This window comes from Paenibacillus sp. 7523-1 (assembly GCF_002276415.1).
GTDB lineage: Bacteria > Bacillota > Bacilli > Paenibacillales > Paenibacillaceae > Paenibacillus > Paenibacillus illinoisensis_A.
Map to the genome: position 1 here is coordinate 109,815 of NZ_NPBR01000029.1, position 17,939 is coordinate 127,753.

General features: G+C 47.2%; 17 protein-coding genes and 1 tRNA gene. 4 read left to right on the plus strand and 14 right to left on the minus strand.

What is annotated here, in order from left to right:
- Positions 1 to 162: 162 nt before the first annotated feature.
- The 7 genes from secG to CHH60_RS27145 all read right to left on the minus strand — a co-directional run bounded on the left by secG (position 163) and on the right by CHH60_RS27145 (position 7,893).
- Positions 163 to 396, minus strand: a complete 234-nt coding sequence (gene secG, locus CHH60_RS27115) for a preprotein translocase subunit SecG (protein WP_095362032.1) — start codon at positions 394 to 396, stop codon at positions 163 to 165.
- 171 nt (positions 397 to 567) lie between these two features.
- The gene (eno, locus tag CHH60_RS27120) at positions 568 to 1,854 is read right to left on the minus strand and encodes a phosphopyruvate hydratase (protein ID WP_095293032.1); all 1,287 of its coding nucleotides are present in this window, start codon (positions 1,852 to 1,854) and stop codon (positions 568 to 570) included.
- Between the two features lie 238 nt (positions 1,855 to 2,092).
- The gene (gene gpmI / locus CHH60_RS27125) at positions 2,093 to 3,637 is read right to left on the minus strand and encodes a 2,3-bisphosphoglycerate-independent phosphoglycerate mutase (protein WP_095362033.1); all 1,545 of its coding nucleotides are present in this window, start codon (positions 3,635 to 3,637) and stop codon (positions 2,093 to 2,095) included.
- On the minus strand, positions 3,637 to 4,389 hold the full coding sequence (tpiA, locus tag CHH60_RS27130; RefSeq protein ID WP_095293028.1) for a triose-phosphate isomerase: 753 nt from the start codon (positions 4,387 to 4,389) through the stop codon (positions 3,637 to 3,639). The genes gpmI and tpiA overlap by 1 nt, the downstream gene beginning before the upstream one ends.
- 33 nt (positions 4,390 to 4,422) lie before the next feature.
- Entirely contained in the window at positions 4,423 to 5,604 is a 1,182-nt protein-coding gene (locus CHH60_RS27135) for a phosphoglycerate kinase (protein ID WP_095362034.1), read from the minus strand.
- A gap of 149 nt (positions 5,605 to 5,753) precedes the next feature.
- The gene (gap, locus tag CHH60_RS27140; protein ID WP_095293026.1) at positions 5,754 to 6,761 is read right to left on the minus strand and encodes a type I glyceraldehyde-3-phosphate dehydrogenase; all 1,008 of its coding nucleotides are present in this window, start codon (positions 6,759 to 6,761) and stop codon (positions 5,754 to 5,756) included.
- 106 nt (positions 6,762 to 6,867) lie between these two features.
- Positions 6,868 to 7,893: a sugar-binding transcriptional regulator gene (locus CHH60_RS27145; protein ID WP_095362035.1), complete on the minus strand. Its 1,026-nt coding sequence runs from the start codon at positions 7,891 to 7,893 to the stop codon at positions 6,868 to 6,870.
- A gap of 441 nt (positions 7,894 to 8,334) precedes the next feature.
- On the opposite strand from CHH60_RS27145, the gene CHH60_RS27150 reads away from it, so the two are divergent.
- A tRNA-Arg gene (locus CHH60_RS27150) sits at positions 8,335 to 8,409 on the plus strand.
- 176 nt (positions 8,410 to 8,585) lie between these two features.
- Complete coding sequence (clpP, locus tag CHH60_RS27155; RefSeq protein WP_095362036.1) at positions 8,586 to 9,182, plus strand: ATP-dependent Clp endopeptidase proteolytic subunit ClpP; 597 nt, start codon at positions 8,586 to 8,588, stop codon at positions 9,180 to 9,182.
- Between the two features lie 127 nt (positions 9,183 to 9,309).
- On the opposite strand, the gene CHH60_RS27160 is transcribed toward clpP, so the two are convergent.
- The 7 genes from CHH60_RS27160 to CHH60_RS27190 all read right to left on the minus strand — a co-directional run bounded on the left by CHH60_RS27160 (position 9,310) and on the right by CHH60_RS27190 (position 15,877).
- Entirely contained in the window at positions 9,310 to 10,404 is a 1,095-nt protein-coding gene (locus CHH60_RS27160) for a PdaC/SigV domain-containing protein (RefSeq protein WP_095362037.1), read from the minus strand.
- A 315-nt stretch (positions 10,405 to 10,719) separates the two neighbouring features.
- Positions 10,720 to 11,475 carry an SIMPL domain-containing protein gene (locus CHH60_RS27165; RefSeq protein ID WP_095362038.1) on the minus strand — a complete coding sequence of 252 codons (756 nt, stop codon included), beginning with the start codon at positions 11,473 to 11,475 and terminating at the stop codon, positions 10,720 to 10,722.
- A gap of 150 nt (positions 11,476 to 11,625) precedes the next feature.
- On the minus strand, positions 11,626 to 11,895 hold the full coding sequence (locus CHH60_RS27170; protein WP_017691248.1) for an HPr family phosphocarrier protein: 270 nt from the start codon (positions 11,893 to 11,895) through the stop codon (positions 11,626 to 11,628).
- A gap of 135 nt (positions 11,896 to 12,030) precedes the next feature.
- On the minus strand, positions 12,031 to 12,969 hold the full coding sequence (gene whiA / locus CHH60_RS27175) for a DNA-binding protein WhiA (RefSeq protein WP_095293015.1): 939 nt from the start codon (positions 12,967 to 12,969) through the stop codon (positions 12,031 to 12,033).
- A 6-nt stretch (positions 12,970 to 12,975) separates the two neighbouring features.
- Positions 12,976 to 13,962 carry a gluconeogenesis factor YvcK family protein gene (locus tag CHH60_RS27180; RefSeq protein ID WP_095293013.1) on the minus strand — a complete coding sequence of 329 codons (987 nt, stop codon included), beginning with the start codon at positions 13,960 to 13,962 and terminating at the stop codon, positions 12,976 to 12,978.
- A gap of 13 nt (positions 13,963 to 13,975) precedes the next feature.
- Entirely contained in the window at positions 13,976 to 14,875 is a 900-nt protein-coding gene (gene rapZ, locus CHH60_RS27185) for an RNase adapter RapZ (RefSeq protein ID WP_095293011.1), read from the minus strand.
- 51 nt (positions 14,876 to 14,926) lie between these two features.
- Complete coding sequence (locus tag CHH60_RS27190) at positions 14,927 to 15,877, minus strand: ROK family glucokinase (protein ID WP_095362039.1); 951 nt, start codon at positions 15,875 to 15,877, stop codon at positions 14,927 to 14,929.
- Positions 15,878 to 16,239: 362 nt separating this feature from the next.
- On the opposite strand from CHH60_RS27190, the gene CHH60_RS27195 reads away from it, so the two are divergent.
- On the plus strand, positions 16,240 to 17,193 hold the full coding sequence (locus CHH60_RS27195) for an ABC transporter ATP-binding protein (protein ID WP_095362040.1): 954 nt from the start codon (positions 16,240 to 16,242) through the stop codon (positions 17,191 to 17,193).
- A 1-nt stretch (position 17,194) separates the two neighbouring features.
- Positions 17,195 to 17,932, plus strand: a complete 738-nt coding sequence (locus tag CHH60_RS27200; RefSeq protein WP_095362041.1) for an ABC transporter permease — start codon at positions 17,195 to 17,197, stop codon at positions 17,930 to 17,932.
- Positions 17,933 to 17,939: the final 7 nt, after the last annotated feature.

Below are 17,939 nucleotides of genomic sequence, written 5' to 3' on the forward strand. Positions count from 1 at the left end.
GTGGGGAACCGAAGATTACATGGGTTAAAAAAATGCAGTTGGGAATCTTTGGACATGCGCCAATGTATTAAAAAACCTCCGTTTCTTCTCGAAACGAAGGTTCATCATCTTAGGTCGTTCATTCATATATGCTTGATCTACCATTCAATACAGCAGCATTCCTTACTTGGAAATGACTGTAACAACGATAGCCAAGATCATAAATCCTGCACCCAGTACAACGGTTGCACGTTGCAGGAAAAGATCCAATCCGCGCGCTTTCGTTTTACCGAAAAGATGTTCCGCACCACCGGAGATGGCACCCGCCAAACCAGCGCTTTTCCCGTGCTGCAGCAATACTACAGTGATTAGACCGATCGAGAAAACAACGAGCAGCAATTTCAAAGCAATATCCATTCTTTCCACCTCCTACCCATGTGGGCATAACATCTCACCATAAAAACAGTTACTTTAATTGTACCACAGCTATTCCCAATCTACAACCTTATCCATGATACTGTCTATGCTATGAAGAAATGAAAAAGACAAGCCGGTTACCCGGCTTGCCCTAGAAGCTGTGAACACAGCTTATTTTTTAAGGTTGTAGAATCCTTTAAGACCATTGTATTGAGCCAGTTCGCCCAGTTGATCCTCGATGCGGAGCAATTGGTTGTACTTCGCGATACGGTCTGTACGGGAAGGTGCACCTGTTTTGATTTGTCCTGCATTTGTTGCAACCGCGATGTCAGCGATTGTGCTGTCTTCGGACTCACCGGAACGGTGGGAGATTACAGCTGTGTATCCTGCACGTTTAGCCATTTCGATTGCATCGAATGTTTCAGTGAGTGTACCGATTTGGTTAACTTTGATCAGGATGGAGTTACCAATACCTTCGTTGATACCTTTTTCCAGACGTTCAGTGTTCGTTACGAACAAGTCGTCACCAACGAGTTGTACTTTGTCTCCCAGTTTCTCTGTGAGCAATTTCCAGCCATCCCAGTCGTCTTCGGACATACCGTCTTCGATTGTGATGATTGGGTATTTCTCAACCCATGAAGCCAGAAGGTCAACATACTCAGCGGAAGTGTAAGATTTACCTTCGCCAGCAAGCGTGTACTTACCATCTTTGTAGAACTCAGTGGAAGCTACGTCCATACCCAGGAATACGTCAACACCTGGTTTGTATCCAGCTTTTTCAATCGCTTCGATGATTGTAGTGATTGCTTCTTCGTTCGAACCAAGGTTCGGTGCGAAACCACCTTCGTCACCCACAGCTGTGTTCAGGCCTTTGGAGCTCAGTACGGATTTCAGGTTGTGGAAGATTTCTGCGCCTACGCGAAGAGCTTCTTTGAACGTTGGTGCTCCAACAGGAAGAACCATGAACTCTTGAACGTCGATGTTGTTGTCAGCATGCTCACCACCGTTGATGATGTTCATCATTGGTACTGGCAGTGCTTTAGCGTTGAATCCGCCCAGGTAAACATACAGTGGCAGGTCCAGAGCGTCAGCAGCTGCGCGAGCTACAGCCATGGACACAGCCAGGATTGCGTTAGCACCCAGTTTACCTTTGTTTGGCGTACCATCCAAAGCGATCATCATTTTGTCGATACCCAGTTGATCCAAAGCGTCCATACCGATTACTTCTGGAGCGATTGTTTCGTTTACGTTCTTAACAGCTTGCAGAACGCCTTTACCCAGGTAGCGGGATTTGTCACCATCGCGAAGCTCAACAGCTTCGTGGGCACCAGTGGATGCACCAGATGGAACGATTGCGCGTCCGATTGCGCCGGACTCCAGGTATACTTCAACTTCAACTGTAGGGTTACCGCGGGAGTCGAGGACTTCGCGAGCGTACACGTCAGAAATAATAGTCATGAGTGATAATCTCCTTTTAATTTGAATTTATTTTTAATACGTTCAGAATAATTGAGTTTCACCAGACCACTCCGCATGCAGTACCATCTTCCGATCGCTGTTATCCCCTGATTCCTTTGAACTTATCGTCATAAGTTGGAATCATGTGATAAAGGCGAACGCGTTGCTTCTTCAGATTGGTTCCGCCTGCTTCGTTCCAGGTTCCACTTTGTCTTATTCAACAACCTATTAAAACGAATTATTTACGGGTAGCGATGACAGAAGTACCTGTCATTTCTTCCGGTTTAGGCAATTGCATCAGGTCCAGAATCGTTGGCGCGATATCGGCCAGGATTCCACCTTCACGCAAGGTTACGTTAGCGTCTGTAACGATAAATGGAACCGGGTTCGTTGTATGAGCAGTGAACGGACGTCCTTGCTCATCGAATACCATATCCGCGTTACCATGGTCTGCTGTGATGAGTACCACGCCGCCTTTGGCAAGCACTGCATCAACAACACGTCCCATGCACTCATCTGTCACTTCAACCGCCTTAATAGTAGGCTCCAGCATGCCGGAGTGTCCAACCATATCCGGGTTGGCGAAGTTCAGAATGATCGCATCATGTTTGTCCGCTTCAATCTCGCGAACACATGCATCCGCTACTTCGTAAGCACTCATCTCCGGTTGCAGATCGTACGTTGCAACTTTTGGTGAGTTGATCAGCACGCGAGTTTCGCCTGGAAGCTCAACGTCGCGTCCACCGCTGAAGAAGAAGGTAACGTGCGGGTATTTCTCGGTTTCAGCAATACGCAGCTGTTTCTTGTTATTCTGAACCAGAACTTCACCCAGTGTATTGTCGAGGTTTTTAGGCGAGTAAGCCACATAACCTTCAACCGTTTCACTGAACAACGTCAGGCAGACAAAGTGCAAGCCTTCTGGGAATTTCGGACCGCGGTCGAAACCACGGAAATCCTTGTTCGTGAATACTTGCGACAGCTGAATCGCACGGTCAGGACGGAAGTTCAGGAAGATAACGGAATCGCCGCTTTCCACCAAACCTACCGGCTCACCATCCGCTTTAACGATAACCGTTGGCTCAACGAATTCGTCAAATACGGACTTCTCATACGATTCTTCAACCGCTCTGAGTGGGTCGTTGTATTTTGGTCCATCACCATAAACGATGGCACGATATGATTTCTCAACACGTTCCCAACGTTTGTCACGGTCCATCGCGTAGTAGCGACCTTGAACCGTAGCGATTTGTCCTACACCGACTTCCTCAATTTTGGCGATCAGCTTCTTCATGAAGTCTTTACCGCTATCCGGCATAACGTCACGGCCATCCAGGAAGGCATGAATATAAACGTCATTCATTCCTTCTTTTTTGGCCAGATCCAGCATGGCAAACAGGTGGTCGATGTGACTATGTACGCCGCCATCAGACAACAATCCGTATAGGTGAAGCTTTTTGCCGTTTTGTTTCGCTTCGCGCACAGCTTTGACAAGTGTTTCGTTGTCGAAGAACTCTCCGTCACGAATTGATTTGGAGATACGGGTCAAATCCTGGTATACGATCCGGCCGGCACCAATGTTCAGGTGACCTACCTCGGAGTTCCCCATTTGCCCTTCTGGCAAACCTACAGCTTCACCGCAAGCAGTGAGAGTTGTGTGTGGGAATTGGCTCATGAAGCGATCGTAGTTCGGCTTTTTGGCTTGCGCTACCGCGTTGCCTTCCACCGTGTTACGAAGACCAAAGCCATCCATGATGATCAGTGCTACAGGTTTTGGAGCTGTCATTACTTCGCCCCCTCAACAAGCGCGATGAACGAAGCCGGCTGCAAGCTGGCACCGCCAACAAGCGCGCCGTCGATGTCGCTTTGTCCGAGGTATTCTGTTACGTTCTCTGGTTTAACACTGCCGCCGTATTGAATACGAACTGCACTTGCAACCTTCTCGTCGTACAGATCCTTCACCAGGCTGCGGATGTAAGCAATAACTTCATTCGCATCTTGGGATGTGGAGGATTTACCTGTACCAATCGCCCAGATTGGTTCATAAGCGATAACCACTTGTGCCGCTTGATCTGCAGACAAACCTGCAAAAGCAGCTTCCGTTTGCACTTTGCATACGTCTTTTGTTTGGTTCGCTTCGCGCTCTTCAAGTGTCTCACCAAGACAGAAGATTGGAGTCAACCCGTGACGGAATGCTGCATGCAATTTTTTATTGACAGTCTCATCGGTTTCCGCAAAATATTGACGGCGCTCCGAGTGACCAATGATTACATAATCCACGCCCAGGTCTTTCAGCATTACGCCGCTGATTTCACCAGTGAATGCACCGTTGTCTTCAAAGTGAAGATTTTGAGCACCAATTTTGATGTTTGTGCCTTTCACAGCTTCTACCAATGTAGGCAGATTCGTAAACGGTGCACAGATTACAGTCTCTACGCCTTCAACTTCCGCTTTTCCTTTAACTTCCTGAATGAAGTCATTGGATTCGGAAACCGTTTTGAACATTTTCCAGTTACCTGCGATAATCGGTGTTCTCATGGTTTTCAACTCCTTCATGCTATAACTTAAAACTTACTTGTCGTTCAATGCAACTACGCCTGGAAGCACTTTGCCTTCCATGAATTCCAGCGATGCACCGCCACCTGTGGAGATGTGGTCCATTTTATCAGCCAGTTTGAACTTCTCAGCTGCTGCTGCGGAGTCGCCACCACCAATTACTGTGTAAGCATCGGTTGTTGCACAAGCTTCCGCCACTGCACGAGTACCGTGGGAGAAAGGCTCGATTTCGAATACGCCCATTGGTCCGTTCCATACAACAAGTTTGGAGTTTTTAACAACGTCAGCATAGATCTCACGTGTTTTAGGACCGATGTCGATACCTTCCCAATCTGCAGGGATGTCGCCAACTTCAACCACTTTTGTGTTTGCGTTAGCGCTGAAATCATCAGAAATGACGATATCTACTGGCAGATAGAAGTTTTTACCCAGTTTTTTCGCTTTTTCGATGAAGCCCAGAGCTACATCCAGTTTGGACTCATCCAACAGGGATTGGCCTACTTCGTGGCCTTGAGCCTTCATGAATGTATAGGACAATCCTCCACCGATGATTACGTTGTCTGCAATGTTAAGCAGGTTGTCGATTACATCGATTTTGTCCTTAACTTTGGATCCACCAATGATTGCAGTGAAAGGACGCTCAGGGTTGGAAATGGCTTTGCCGAGCACGTCAAGTTCTTTCTCCATCAACAGACCGGATACTGCTGGCAGCAAGTGAGCGATACCTTCTGTTGAAGCATGTGCTCTGTGAGCTGCTCCGAAAGCATCGTTAACGAAAACGTCAGCCAGTTCAGCAAATTGTTTTGCGAGTTCTGGATCGTTTTTCTCTTCGCCTGCATGGAAACGAACGTTTTCAAGCAACAATACGTCACCATTGTTCAGTTCAGCAACTTGCGCTTTAACGGTTTCACCGATGGAATCGTCAGCTTTAACCACTTTTTTACCAAGCAGCTCGGACAAACGCTCAGCCGCTGGAGTCAAACGCAAGGATTCCACAACTTCGCCATTTGGACGACCCATGTGGCTCGCAAGAATGACTTTCGCACCTTTTTCGATCAAGTAGTTGATCGTTGGCAGTGTTGCACGAATACGTTTGTCATCTGTAATTTTACCATCTTCGAGCGGCACATTGAAATCTACACGGACAAAAGCCCGTTTTCCTGTCAATTCGATATCGCGTACACTTTTTTTGTTCATCTGTATTTCCTCCGCACCCATGTATTTGGTGGACCGATCAGGAGCCCAAATCCCCTGTCAATCCTGGTGTTTTTGAGAAATTTGCAAAATGTTGATAGATAAAGAGCGGAAACAATAGCATCTGTTTCCGCTCTATGTTATTGCAGATATTACTTAATCATTTTTGCAAAGTGCTCCAAAGTGCGAACCAATTGAGCTGTGTAGGACATTTCGTTGTCATACCAAGCTACAGTTTTAACCAGTTGTTGGTCGCCAACAGTCAGAACTTTAGTTTGAGTTGCATCAAACAGGGAACCGAAAGTGATACCTTGGATATCGGAAGATACGATTTCGTCTTCAGTGTATCCGAAAGTTTGTGGATCGGAAGCTTCTTTCATTGCTGCGTTAACTTCATCAGCAGTTACTTTTTGTCCAAGAACAGTTACGAGCTCAGTCAGGGAACCAGTAGCTACTGGTACACGTTGAGCTGCACCGTCGAGTTTACCTTGCAGTTCAGGGATAACCAAACCGATTGCTTTAGCAGCACCAGTTGTGTTAGGGATGATGTTTTCAGCTGCTGCGCGAGCACGACGGAAGTCACCTTTAGGGTGTGGAGCATCCAATGTGTTTTGGTCGCCAGTGTAAGCGTGAATTGTAGTCATCAAACCTTGAACGATTCCGAATTTGTCTTGCAGTGTTTTTGCCATAGGAGCCAGGCAGTTTGTTGTGCAAGATGCGCCGGAGATTACAGTTTCAGTACCGTCGAGGATTTCATGGTTTACGTTGTAAACGATGGTTTTCATGTCGCCAGTAGCTGGTGCAGAGATAACAACTTTTTTAGCGCCGCCTTTAAGGTGCTTCTCAGCTGCTTCTTTCGTTGTGAAGAATCCAGTACATTCCAGAACGATGTCTACGCCCAGGTCGCCCCAAGGAAGTTCTTCTGGGTTACGGTTAGCCAGTACTTTAACTTCTTTGCCGTTCACTTTGAAGAAGCCGTCGTGTACTTCAACATCGCCATCGAAGCGACCTTGAGTTGTATCATATTTAAGCAAATGAGCCAGCATTTTAGCGTCAGTCAAGTCGTTGATTGCTACTACTTCAATGCCCTCTACATTTTGAATACGGCGGAATGCCAAGCGACCAATACGTCCAAAACCGTTAATACCTACTTTAATCATGAGTAAGTTCCTCCCAAGTTTTGATTTAATTTTTTTATGAAGCTATATATTCAAGACAGACGGTGAAGTCCGTCAAGACAACAAGAGTTGTGGTAAAAGAAGATCTTTATTCCATTTCGGCAACGATGACTTCGGCAGCTGCCTCATCAATAATCAGAATATCTTCCTGTCCGAATCGCAGTACGGAATGAATGGCAGCCGCCTTGCTTTTGCCGCCCGCAATTCCAATCACCACATCGGTCCGTTCAATATCCTGAAGTCGCATACCCAGAGTGAGCATGGTATGTACCACTTCACCCTGATCGTTAAAATAATAACCGAAGGATTCAGATACAGCTCCTTGCTCCTGAAGCTCTTCAATGATCTCCGTTGCAAGTTTGCGTCTTCGCGCCATCTCCACGGCATCACCGATTCCGTGAATTACGATGCGTGACTGTCTGATCAGCTGAAGAATCTCCTGAACGCTAGGGTCCTGAATTAACGACTCATAGGCATGATCACTAAGCAAATCCGGTACATGCAGGAGTTTATATTGTGCTCCTACCCGTTTTGCCATCGTCGATGCAATCGTATTGGCCTGAATTTCGAGGCTTTCTCCCAAACCGCCGCGTGCCGGTACGAACCAGACACCTTTAAGTGATGTTGGCGGAGTCAGCTGCTCTGCTACTCCTGCCGTTGTTGATCCGCCTGTAACGGCAACAACGTCGTTATCATTCATTACTTGACTAAGAGCCTTCGCTCCAGCCTTACCCAGTTCCCGTTTGGCAAATGGAGAAATGTCCGAATCGCCGGGAACGACAACTACCTTTTGCAGACCGTAGGCTTGCTTGATGCGTTCTTCCAGCTCGGATAATCCGAACAGCTCTTTGGCTACTGGCTCTAACTGCTGCAGCAAATCATGCCCTGCCTCACTGATCTTCATCCCTGCACTGTCAATTTCAATAAGTCCCTGAGCCTTTAACAAATCGGTCTCAGCCCTCAGAACCCGCTCGGTCATCTGCATGGAATTGGCTAACGTCCTTCTCCCGATCACATCCGATAACATGATCTGGTGCAGAATCGTATACCTCTTTTTCAAGACATCCATGAGATCAGGCAGAAGCTGCTTTTGCACTTCTAAAATCGTTCGCATGCTTTCCACTCCCGCAAGCTTCTCGTTCCAAGCTCTCTTTCATGGCCCTAAAATGTCCCGGGTTAACTTTTTAAGTCCCACGTCTATTCTACCTAAAACTGACGTGACATGCAAGTGTTTCAAAAGCCTTATTTCACAACGTTTCGGGCCATTGTACGCGCTTATTTTCACAATCTCCAACTTCCACCGGAAAGTGCACCCACATTCATACCATATATAGAAGAAAACCAAAATTCTCATCTATATATCGCTTCTATTGACTCCAGGATCGCGCTTCATGCAACCTGTCCAAAACTTCTCTTAGCATTTACTTAAATGCTCTCTTTATCCATTCTTCATCATCATGATCAATTTCAGGTCAATCCAAACCATAAGCTTGATCATATCTCTTGCATTTCAGAATCCCATGAGCTATAATCATTATTGCTGTCACATCAACGTGCGCCCGTGGTCCAATGGATATGACGTAGGCCTCCGAAGCCTGAGATCCAAGTTCGATTCTTGGCGGGCGCGCCATTCTTGATTAGCAACTCATACCCCTTTTAACCAATGGAACCGTAAAGGTTTCTTTTTTTTCAAAGTTAGTTTGACTTTCTTTGACTTTTTGTTTGAAATTGTTTATGATGTGGGTAATACGGTAACAGTTTAAATAGATACACTATTCCATGTACATTTCCGAGGAGGTTTTTCACGTGAGTTATATTCCTATGGTCGTTGAACAGAGCAACCGCGGTGAGCGCGCCTATGACATCTATTCCAGATTGCTGAAGGATCGTATTATCTTTCTAGGCAGCGATGTAAATGACGTTGTTGCGAATGCCATCATGGCACAGATGTTGTTCCTCGCTGCGGAAGATCCGGAGAAAGACATTCATCTATACATCAACAGCCCAGGCGGATCCATTACAGCCGGTATGGCCATTTACGATACAATGCAATTTATCAAACCTGATGTATCTACGATCTGTGTAGGTATGGCTGCTTCCATGGGCGCTTTCTTGCTCAATGCAGGTGCAAAAGGCAAACGTTTTGCACTGCCTAATAGTGAGATCATGATTCACCAGCCGCTGGGCGGCGCACAAGGTCAGGCTTCGGATATCGAAATCCGTGCCCGCCGCATTCTGAAAATGCGTGATACCTTGAACCGCATCATCGCTGAGCGCACAGGTCAACCACTGGAGCGCATCGAGAAAGATACAGACCGTGACTACTTCATGAGTGCTGCTGAAGCTGCCGATTACGGTATCATTGATAAAGTCATCGAAAACGTTGGCTCCCAAGGCGTATAAGCCGAGGTAACTGTATATTGAAGATAGGAACAGGCCAATCTGATTGACCTGTTCCTACTACAAAGAAGCGCCCCTTGTCATCAACATGACGAGGGGCGCTCTTTTTTTTAAGAATGATATCGAATAATTACTTTGCTGCAAGTCCACTGAATGGCTGTGTACCTTTAGGGAGCAACTCTTTGTACGTAAACGGGAATTCCGGGAAACCTTCTGCATAAGCAGTGTATTCGTACAGTTGGAAGAAGACAACTACCCCTGTAGGTGTTACATAGAAGTCCTGATCCTTGTTCAGCCCTTTATAGCCGTCCAGGTAACCACCGCGAGCTTTAAGCTGTTCACCAACTTTTTTGCCAAGTGTATCGCGCATCGTCTTGTTGTTTTGCAGCACATCATCAAGACTCAGCTCTTTACCTGTATCAAGCGCAAAGGTGTGACCTGTCCGTGTAGTCATCCCGTGCGCTCCGGCATAATCCTCGTAACGCTGAGTAACCAATCCCAGCACGCCGTTTTCGTTGTACGTCACCACATAGGTGCTCTCAAATGCATATGGACGGTTGGCTGCTGCCGTTCCGTATTCGGCCGTTTGCTTCTTGAAAGCAGCTACGAATGTATCCACTTCGTCTTTCAACACTTTGTTGATTGCCGCTTCGGCTTCATCGCTAGCAAGTCCACTCACCTGTGGATATTGAATATCTACCTCAGCATTTTTGATGTCGACTTTCACAGTTGCTGATTTTACTTTTACGCTATTTTGCTTCACTTTGCTCAGTGCCAGTGTTTTGGTTTTACCATCCCAACTGCCTTGTACACCTAAATAATCTCTCATTGCTGAAAATGGAATATACAGACGTCCTTTGATCAGCTTCGCTTCAACGTTAGGATAATAATTATTTACTCTTAGCGACGGTTCACCATCCGCCAGGCTGATTTTCATCGTGTTATTCGCTGCAGTCAGTGCGTACTCTTTTGTTTTTGCGTTATAGGTTAACGTACCACCAGCCACATCTTTAACAGCAGTGAGGGATACCCACGTGGATCCACCTTGTAGAAGTCCCTTTTGTGTCAACGTTTTGCCTGCAGACTTTAATGTCACATCTGTGGATGCCGTAACTTTGGAAGTAACCGAAGCTGCTTGCACGGAGTTATCCTGCCATACCGCCCCACTACCTACAATGATTCCTGCCGCGAGTAATGCACTTGTCCACTTTTTCCATGATGTCATATATAAAACTCCTCTCGAATTTGCCTAGGGTTCATTGCGTATGTATCCTGATCGCATGTCTCATACGCTCACCTCTTTATTATAATTAACCCAATTCAGGAAAGGTTTACAGCACCAGTTACAATGTTGTTCAATCCAAATCCATTTGGTAAAGGTTTTGTCACGAACAAATATACAAAAAAGACATCAAATCATCGTCATTATTCTCGTTGAAGCAAGGTGGTTTGCACCTAACTTCATTAAAGCTCGTGTTTATAACAAAAGAGACCCTGCCCGATGGACACAGTCTCTTCATATCTTCATCTACGTCTAAGTTTATTTCATTTCATACGTAATGTTGAGCGTCGTGCTCACTTTTACCTGACCTGTTTCAATTTCTGTACCCGCAGCAGACTGTGCCATATCCTTGGCCACCGAACTTTCTGTTGCATAGAATACAGGCACGTTGGCATCACCTTGGGTCACAGATAACACAGCCCCCAATTGACGTTTAACTGCTTTGGCAATCGCTCCCGCTTTCACATCTGCATTGGCTACTGCCTTCTCGATCACTTGTGATTCGAAGTTTTCCGGATTTTCTACCGTAAAGCGTACATTCTCGATATTGTTGGCACCTGCCTGCGAAGCAGCATCCAGCAGTTCACCAATCTTGTCCATTTCGCGGTACGTAATCGTCAGCGTATGATGAGCGGTATAGCCTTTAACTTTCTGACCTTCTTTTTCGCTATACGTATAGTTTGGCTGTACATAGAATTGACTGGTCTGAATGTCGTCTGCACTGATTTTCCACGTATTCTTCAGCAGGTTGGATACCTTTTGAATTTTTGCGGCATTTGCCTTCTGGGCGGAGGCTGCTGTCTCAGCTGTGCTATTCACACCGATCGATAGATAAGCGATATCCGGCTTTACCTGAATCTCGCCTTTGCCCACGACATTAATCACATTTTGCTGTACCCCTTGTACTTCTGCAGCATAAGCATAATTCCCCGGTGCCACCCACGCTGTACCACCAACGAGCAATGTTCCTGCCACCAATACCGCACCTAGCGGTTTCATCCATTGTTTACCCATTACACATAGCCTCCTTATATTTAAGATCTCAATCTCAAAGCAGTTTGATACCCTAACAGACGGAGGTATTTTCCAAAATGTTGCACTTGATTATCCCTATAACGCAAAAAAGCCCCTTGCGGGACTTCTTCATGTCATGTTAATCATATCTTATTGGTTTTCAAGTTCTTCCTTGCTCACCAAACTCACTAAAGCGTTTACAGCCTGTTCGGCGTCCGCGCCTTCAGCACTAATTTGGATTTCTGTACCAGTACTGATTGCAAGGCTCATGATCCCCATGATACTTTTTGCATTAACTTTTTTGTCGTCCTTCTCGACGAACACTTCAGATGAGTACTTATTCGCTTCTTGAACGAACAGTGCCGCAGGTCTGGCATGGAGACCCGTTTTCAAACGGACAACTACCGGGTGCTTTGTCATGGAAACTTACCCCCTATTAGAAATCTAGACATTAAATACACAATTATATTTATAACATTATACCATTAACCCGCGCAGGACACTAGAAGAAAAAAAACCAGAACAATTCTGACTATTCAACCAGGTCCAAATCCGTTAACCGTGACGTTCATTCCGCACTTTCTCAGCCAACTCGTCAATCTTGCGAAGCCGATGGTTGACACCCGATTTGCTGACGGTACCTTTTAACAGCTCGCCAACTTCCTTCAGGTTAATATCAGGATGCGCCAGTCTAACCTCTGCGACTTCACGCAGCTTCTCAGGCAAAGACTCCAAACCGACTTCCTTTTGCAGCAGCTTGATATTATCAATCTGTCTCACTGCAGCTCCGATCGTCTTGTTCAGATTAGCTGTCTCACAGTTGACGATCCGGTTAACGGAATTACGCATATCCCGCATAATCCGTACATCCTCAAACTTGAACAAGGCTTGATGCGCACCAATGATGCTGAGCAGCTCAATAATTTTCTCGCCTTCCTTAATGTATAGGATGAATCCTTTTTTACGTTCTATACACCGGGCATTGAGATGAAATTCATTAGCCAGGTCCACGAGGGCCTGACAGTGCTCTTCATACATGGATGCGATCTCCAGGTGATACGAGGATCCTTCAGGGTTGTTGACCGAGCCACCCGCCATAAACGCGCCGCGTAGATAAGCCCGTTTACAACAGTTTTTCCGTAACAGCTCCTGATTAATTCCTGGAGTAAACAAAAAGCCTTCCGATACAATGTACAGATCCTTTAATATCTCCTGTACCATGGACGGAATACGAACAATATATACATTGTTCTTTTTCAGCCGCATTTTTTTGCGGACAAGCAATTCCGTATGCACTTGAAAATGCTTTTTAAGCAGAGAGTATGCCCGTCTTGCGATCGCGGCATTCTCCGTCGAAATATCCAAGATCACTTTTTTATTCGATAACTGCACCGCACCTAGCATACGGATGAGGGCTGAAAGTTCCGCCTTTTCGCAGCACGGTTCACTCTCAATCATGGTTAATTCTTTTTTGGTCTGTGCTGCAAACGACATGGGACTTCACCTCTTCCGTAACATCCAATTTTGTACCAGCTGATAGATGTGGTGACTAAGCTTATCGGCATCATGACGCAGATAGGTTCTAAACAGAACAAGTGTATCCGCAACCACCTGATAGCCGGAACTTTTAAGTACATCCATATCCAAAACAACCGGTTTGGCTCCTTTTTCCGCATACCTATTCTGCACCTGCAGCGGAATTTCACCATTATTAACAATAACATAGTCAAAGAGCTGATGCCCCACGTGCTCATGAACCGCCTTGAGGTGGTCACTTACCGTATAGTTATCCGTCTCTCCAGGCTGTGTCATGACATTACATATAAACATCTTCACAGCCTCTGCCTCGACGACAGCCTCTGCCAGTTTGGGAACTAACAAGTTAGGCAGAATGCTCGTATACAAGCTGCCTGGCCCAATTAGGATGGCATCTGCTTGTCGAATAGCCTCCACAGCCTCTGGCAACGGCTCCACGTGATCCGGTTCAAGGAAAACGCGTTTAATGCGCCCGCCTGCTTCAGGGATCTTGGACTCGCCTGTAACAATTGAGCCATCCTCCATCTCCGCATGCAGCACAACCGCCTGCCCAGCTGCCGGCAAAACCTCACCGCGAACGGCAAACACGCGGCTAAGTTCCCGCACTGCGGTTACGAAGTCGCCTGAAATATCCGTCATTGCAGCCAAAATCAAATTACCCAGGCTGTGGCCTGCAAGCCCCGCGCCTGTATTAAAACGATATTTTAGCATATCCGATAGCAATGGCTCAACATCAGCCAGCGCCGTAAGCACGTTACGAATGTCGCCCGGAGGCGGCATTTGCAGTTCGTTGCGCAGGATGCCTGAACTTCCACCGTCATCTGCAACCGTGACGATGGCCGTGATGTCCAGCGGCTTCTCTTTCAAACCGCGCAGCATCACGGATAACCCGGTTCCGCCGCCCATTACAACAATTCTCGGACGTTCTCTTCGTGGTCCGGCTTCTTTCATCCCTTCACCCTCTTCAATGACGATCACGGTCAGCGTCGCGATGGCTCACGGTAACAGCTTCAGTTTCGCTGCTTCCCAACATTTTGCCCAAATATTCGGATATGGCTACCGAACGATGCTTGCCGCCGGTACATCCAATCCCGATAATCACCTGACTTTTACCTTCCTTCCGGTATTGCGGAATCAGGAAGTGCAGCATATCGAGCAGTTTGGTCAAAAACGACTGTGTTTCAGGCCATTTCATGACATATTCATATACATCACTATTCTGCCCCGTATTCGGACGCAAATGATCAATATAATGCGGATTTGGCAGGAAACGAACATCAAACACCAGATCCGCATCGATTGGAATGCCATATTTAAATCCAAACGACGTGATATTCACCGACAGCATATGACTTTCCAAATGAGAAAAGCGGGAAATAATCCGCTCTTTTAGTTGCGCTGGCTTCATCGTACTTGTGTTCAGTACCTGGGTAGCCGAATTCTTAAGCTCCTCCAGCATCTTGCGCTCCAGACGGATGCCGTCAAGCGGCATGCCCTCAGGAGCCAGCGGATGTCTGCGTCTGCTCTCCTTGTAGCGCTGTACAAGGACGGAATCAGTAGCATCCAGGAATAAAATTTCGCAATGAATGGTAAAATGATCTTTTATATAGTTCAAAGACTCGGACAAAGCCGTAAAGAATTCCCGTCCCCGCAGATCAATCACGAGGGCTACCTTACCGATCTTGCCGTTCGATTGTTCAATCAGTTCCGCAAATTTCGGAATCAACACCGGTGGCAGATTATCCACGCAGAAAAAGCCGAGATCTTCCAGGCTCTGTACCGCAATCGTTTTGCCTGCTCCGGACATGCCCGTAATGATAATGAGCGTGGCGCCTGTGCCCGGTGAAACTTCACCTTCAAGCATAAATGTCCCCTCCTTATCATATTGCTGCCTAATCATATGGTTCCGAGGTTACTAAGAACGCAAGAGAAGTCCTGCCGCGCCAACAATTCCCGCATCGTTGCCCAGAGTTGCTTCCAGGATCTGAACACCCTCCTGCAGCGGTTCAGGTGTCAGTTTCGCAAATACAGCACGTACTTCGTCAAACAGGATATTACCGGCTTTGGATACACCGCCCCCGATGATGAACATTTCCGGGTTTATGACTGCAGCAACGGCCGCCATGGATTTACCCAGATAGAATGCAGCACGATTTACGATGCGCAGAGCCACTTCATCGCCAGCTTTGGCTGCATCGAATACTTCCTTGGCTGCAATTTTGTCCACAAGCGCAAGTGACGTATGATCGCCGCGTTCTACCGCATCCTTAGCCATACGGATAATACCCGTTGCGGACGATACGGTTTCAACACATCCCATTTTACCACAACCACATTGAATGGCTTCCAGATCAGGCACAACACTGACATGACCCAGTTCTCCCGCCATGCCGGAAAATCCCTGATAGATTTTGCCGTTCAGTATCAAGCCTCCGCCAACACCTGTGCCCAGCGTGTAGCATACGCAATTTTCCACACCTTTGCCGGCACCTGCCCAAGCCTCACCCAGTGCAGCAACGTTAGCATCGTTATCTATTTTGACTGGCTTGCCCAGACGCTCTTCCAGAATCGAACGAATGGCTACATTCCGAAATCCGATGTTAGGAGCGAGAACGATAATACCCTCGCGTACATTCGTGAACCCGGCTACCCCAGCCCCTACACCTTCAAGCTGTTCCCAGCTATATGGCGATTCTGCCACGATATGACGGACATACTTCTCGATGTTGGCGATGACCGTATCTACGCCCTTATCCACTTCTGTCGGCCCTTCATACGTATGCATAAGCTGACCTTGTTCATTGCATATACCGACCTTGATTGCTGTTCCGCCGAGATCGACCCCAACGTAGATTTTCTCAGACATGCCGCAAGCCACCTTTATCTATCTAAAATAGTTTAATCCTACGTACCAACTATAATTGAAGGATACGCCTGGGTCAAGACGATAAGACCATTGATACAGAACGCTTCGCCGCGATTGTGAACCCTATCACATCCGTATCATGTATACGTATACAACCTCTCCTCTCTTCTACCAAAACGCAAGCTTTCATGCTTCCCTACTAGAAAGCGAAGCCTCAACTCATGATATTTCATGATCACTCGTTCCATGCGTAAAAGATGACAGTTGTCACCTGAAAGTCATGACAACTCTTACTAATCCCGTCACAGTTCGTTCGGTAAGATGGAAATATCTTAGAGAACAGACAAGGGACGTGAATACAGATGAATACCGATTCAACCATCATACAGCTTGAACAAGTCAGCAAACGGTTCGGCAGCAAGCTGGCCGTTAACCCTATTTCCCTGAAGATTGACCGCGGCTCAATCGTTGCCATCCTTGGCCCAAACGGCGCAGGCAAAACAACCACCTTGAACATGATGCTTGGCCTGTCCACCCCCTCCTCAGGAGAAGTGACTGTCCTGGGGATGCCGCCAGGCCACAGACAAGTTCGCGAGCGCATCGGTGTCATGCTCCAGGACGTGAGTGTCATGGACGGCCTTAAGGTTCGGGAAATCATTCGTATGGTGCGCAGCTACTATCCTACCCCGCTGGATGCGGACAAGATCGAAGCTTTGACAGGTCTAAAGCCGGAGGATATGAACAAAAGGGCTGAGAAGCTGTCCGGTGGTCAGAAGCGCAGTCTGAACTTCGCCCTTGCCATGGCAGGTGACCCGGACGTGCTCTTCTTCGATGAACCTACGGTTGGCTTGGACTCCGAGACCCGAAGATACTTCTGGAAGCAGATTCGCCAGCTTGCCCAGCACGGCAAAACGATACTGTTCACGACACATTACCTGCAGGAAGCCGATGAAGCAGCCGACCGGATTATCCTGTTCGCCGGAGGCTCAATCATTGCGGACGGTACGCCTGATCGTATCAAAAGCGGAATCGCCAAACGGACGCTTTCCTTCTCGCTGCCAGGCGTCCAGCTGGATAACGTACTTGTAACTCCCGATGCAGCACCGCCGGACATCCGTATACAGATTGAAGATCTGCCTGGAGTTGAACGGATCGAGTATCGCAAAGACCGCTGTATTCTTCATACCCAAGATACAGACGCTCTGATTCGTGTCATCATTACACGCCAGCTGCCAGTTAGGGAAATTCGTATTGAAACCGGACAACTGGACGATGCTTACGCAACCTTACTCGAAACCATGAAGGAGGAACACTGATATGTCCATGCTGTTTGCTCAATCTCGCGTAGAAATGCTTCGCATGTCCCGCAATGTCTACTTCGTATTTTGGTCACTGCTTATGCCTGTGATCTTCTACGTTCTCTACACTCGCATATTTACCACAGGTGCAGTTGATGCGAAGGAGTGGAATGCACACTACCTCATGTCCATGACCTGCTTTAGCGTTATGGGTTCATCCATTATGACCCTAGGCATCCGGCTCGTTCAGGAGAGAGTGCACGGCTGGGTCACCTATCTGCGTGTCACTCCTCTCCCGGACTCCATTTATTTTGGCGGCAAAATGATCGGTCAGACAGCCATGCATCTGTGTTCCATTGTTATCATCTTTGTAGCAGGCTATCTGATTAATGGTGTCTCCCTTACAGCCTCCGAGTGGATCGGCTCCGCTCTGTGGATTTTAGCTGGTTCTCTGCCCTTTCTCGCCCTGGGTACGTGTATTGGCACCTTCCGCCGCGTCGATACCGCAACCGGGCTCAGCAACGCCCTGTATCTTTCGCTGGCATTGCTTGGGGGAATGTGGATGCCGCTGGACGTCATGCCGAGCTGGCTCGCACAAATCGGTCACTGGCTGCCTTCCTACAGTTTCGGCCATGGAGCCTGGATCATTATAACTGGTGGTGTACCTGAGCTGCGCGATGTCCTGCTATTGGCAGCATACTTGGCGGTATTTATGTTAATATCCACCTATATCCGCAGCAAACAAAAGGAGGCTTAATTTTCTA

Coding starts and splice junctions, on each gene's coding strand:
- tpiA (WP_095293028.1), bottom strand. CDS start 4,389: ATGAGAACACCGATTATCGCAGGTAACTGGAAAATGTTCAAAACGGTT.
- rapZ (WP_095293011.1), bottom strand. CDS start 14,875: ATGCTTGAAGGTGAAGTTTCACCGGGCACAGGCGCCACGCTCATTATC.
- CHH60_RS27160 (WP_095362037.1), bottom strand. CDS start 10,404: ATGACATCATGGAAAAAGTGGACAAGTGCATTACTCGCGGCAGGAATC.
- CHH60_RS27135 (WP_095362034.1), bottom strand. CDS start 5,604: ATGAACAAAAAAAGTGTACGCGATATCGAATTGACAGGAAAACGGGCT.
- gap (WP_095293026.1), bottom strand. CDS start 6,761: ATGATTAAAGTAGGTATTAACGGTTTTGGACGTATTGGTCGCTTGGCA.
- CHH60_RS27165 (WP_095362038.1), bottom strand. CDS start 11,475: ATGGGTAAACAATGGATGAAACCGCTAGGTGCGGTATTGGTGGCAGGA.
- whiA (WP_095293015.1), bottom strand. CDS start 12,969: ATGTCGTTTGCAGCACAGACCAAAAAAGAATTAACCATGATTGAGAGT.
- CHH60_RS27170 (WP_017691248.1), bottom strand. CDS start 11,895: ATGACAAAGCACCCGGTAGTTGTCCGTTTGAAAACGGGTCTCCATGCC.
- CHH60_RS27190 (WP_095362039.1), bottom strand. CDS start 15,877: ATGTCTGAGAAAATCTACGTTGGGGTCGATCTCGGCGGAACAGCAATC.
- CHH60_RS27200 (WP_095362041.1), top strand. CDS start 17,195: ATGTCCATGCTGTTTGCTCAATCTCGCGTAGAAATGCTTCGCATGTCC.
- CHH60_RS27180 (WP_095293013.1), bottom strand. CDS start 13,962: ATGAAAGAAGCCGGACCACGAAGAGAACGTCCGAGAATTGTTGTAATG.
- CHH60_RS27195 (WP_095362040.1), top strand. CDS start 16,240: ATGAATACCGATTCAACCATCATACAGCTTGAACAAGTCAGCAAACGG.
- secG (WP_095362032.1), bottom strand. CDS start 396: ATGGATATTGCTTTGAAATTGCTGCTCGTTGTTTTCTCGATCGGTCTA.
- gpmI (WP_095362033.1), bottom strand. CDS start 3,637: ATGACAGCTCCAAAACCTGTAGCACTGATCATCATGGATGGCTTTGGT.
- eno (WP_095293032.1), bottom strand. CDS start 1,854: ATGACTATTATTTCTGACGTGTACGCTCGCGAAGTCCTCGACTCCCGC.
- CHH60_RS27145 (WP_095362035.1), bottom strand. CDS start 7,893: ATGCGAACGATTTTAGAAGTGCAAAAGCAGCTTCTGCCTGATCTCATG.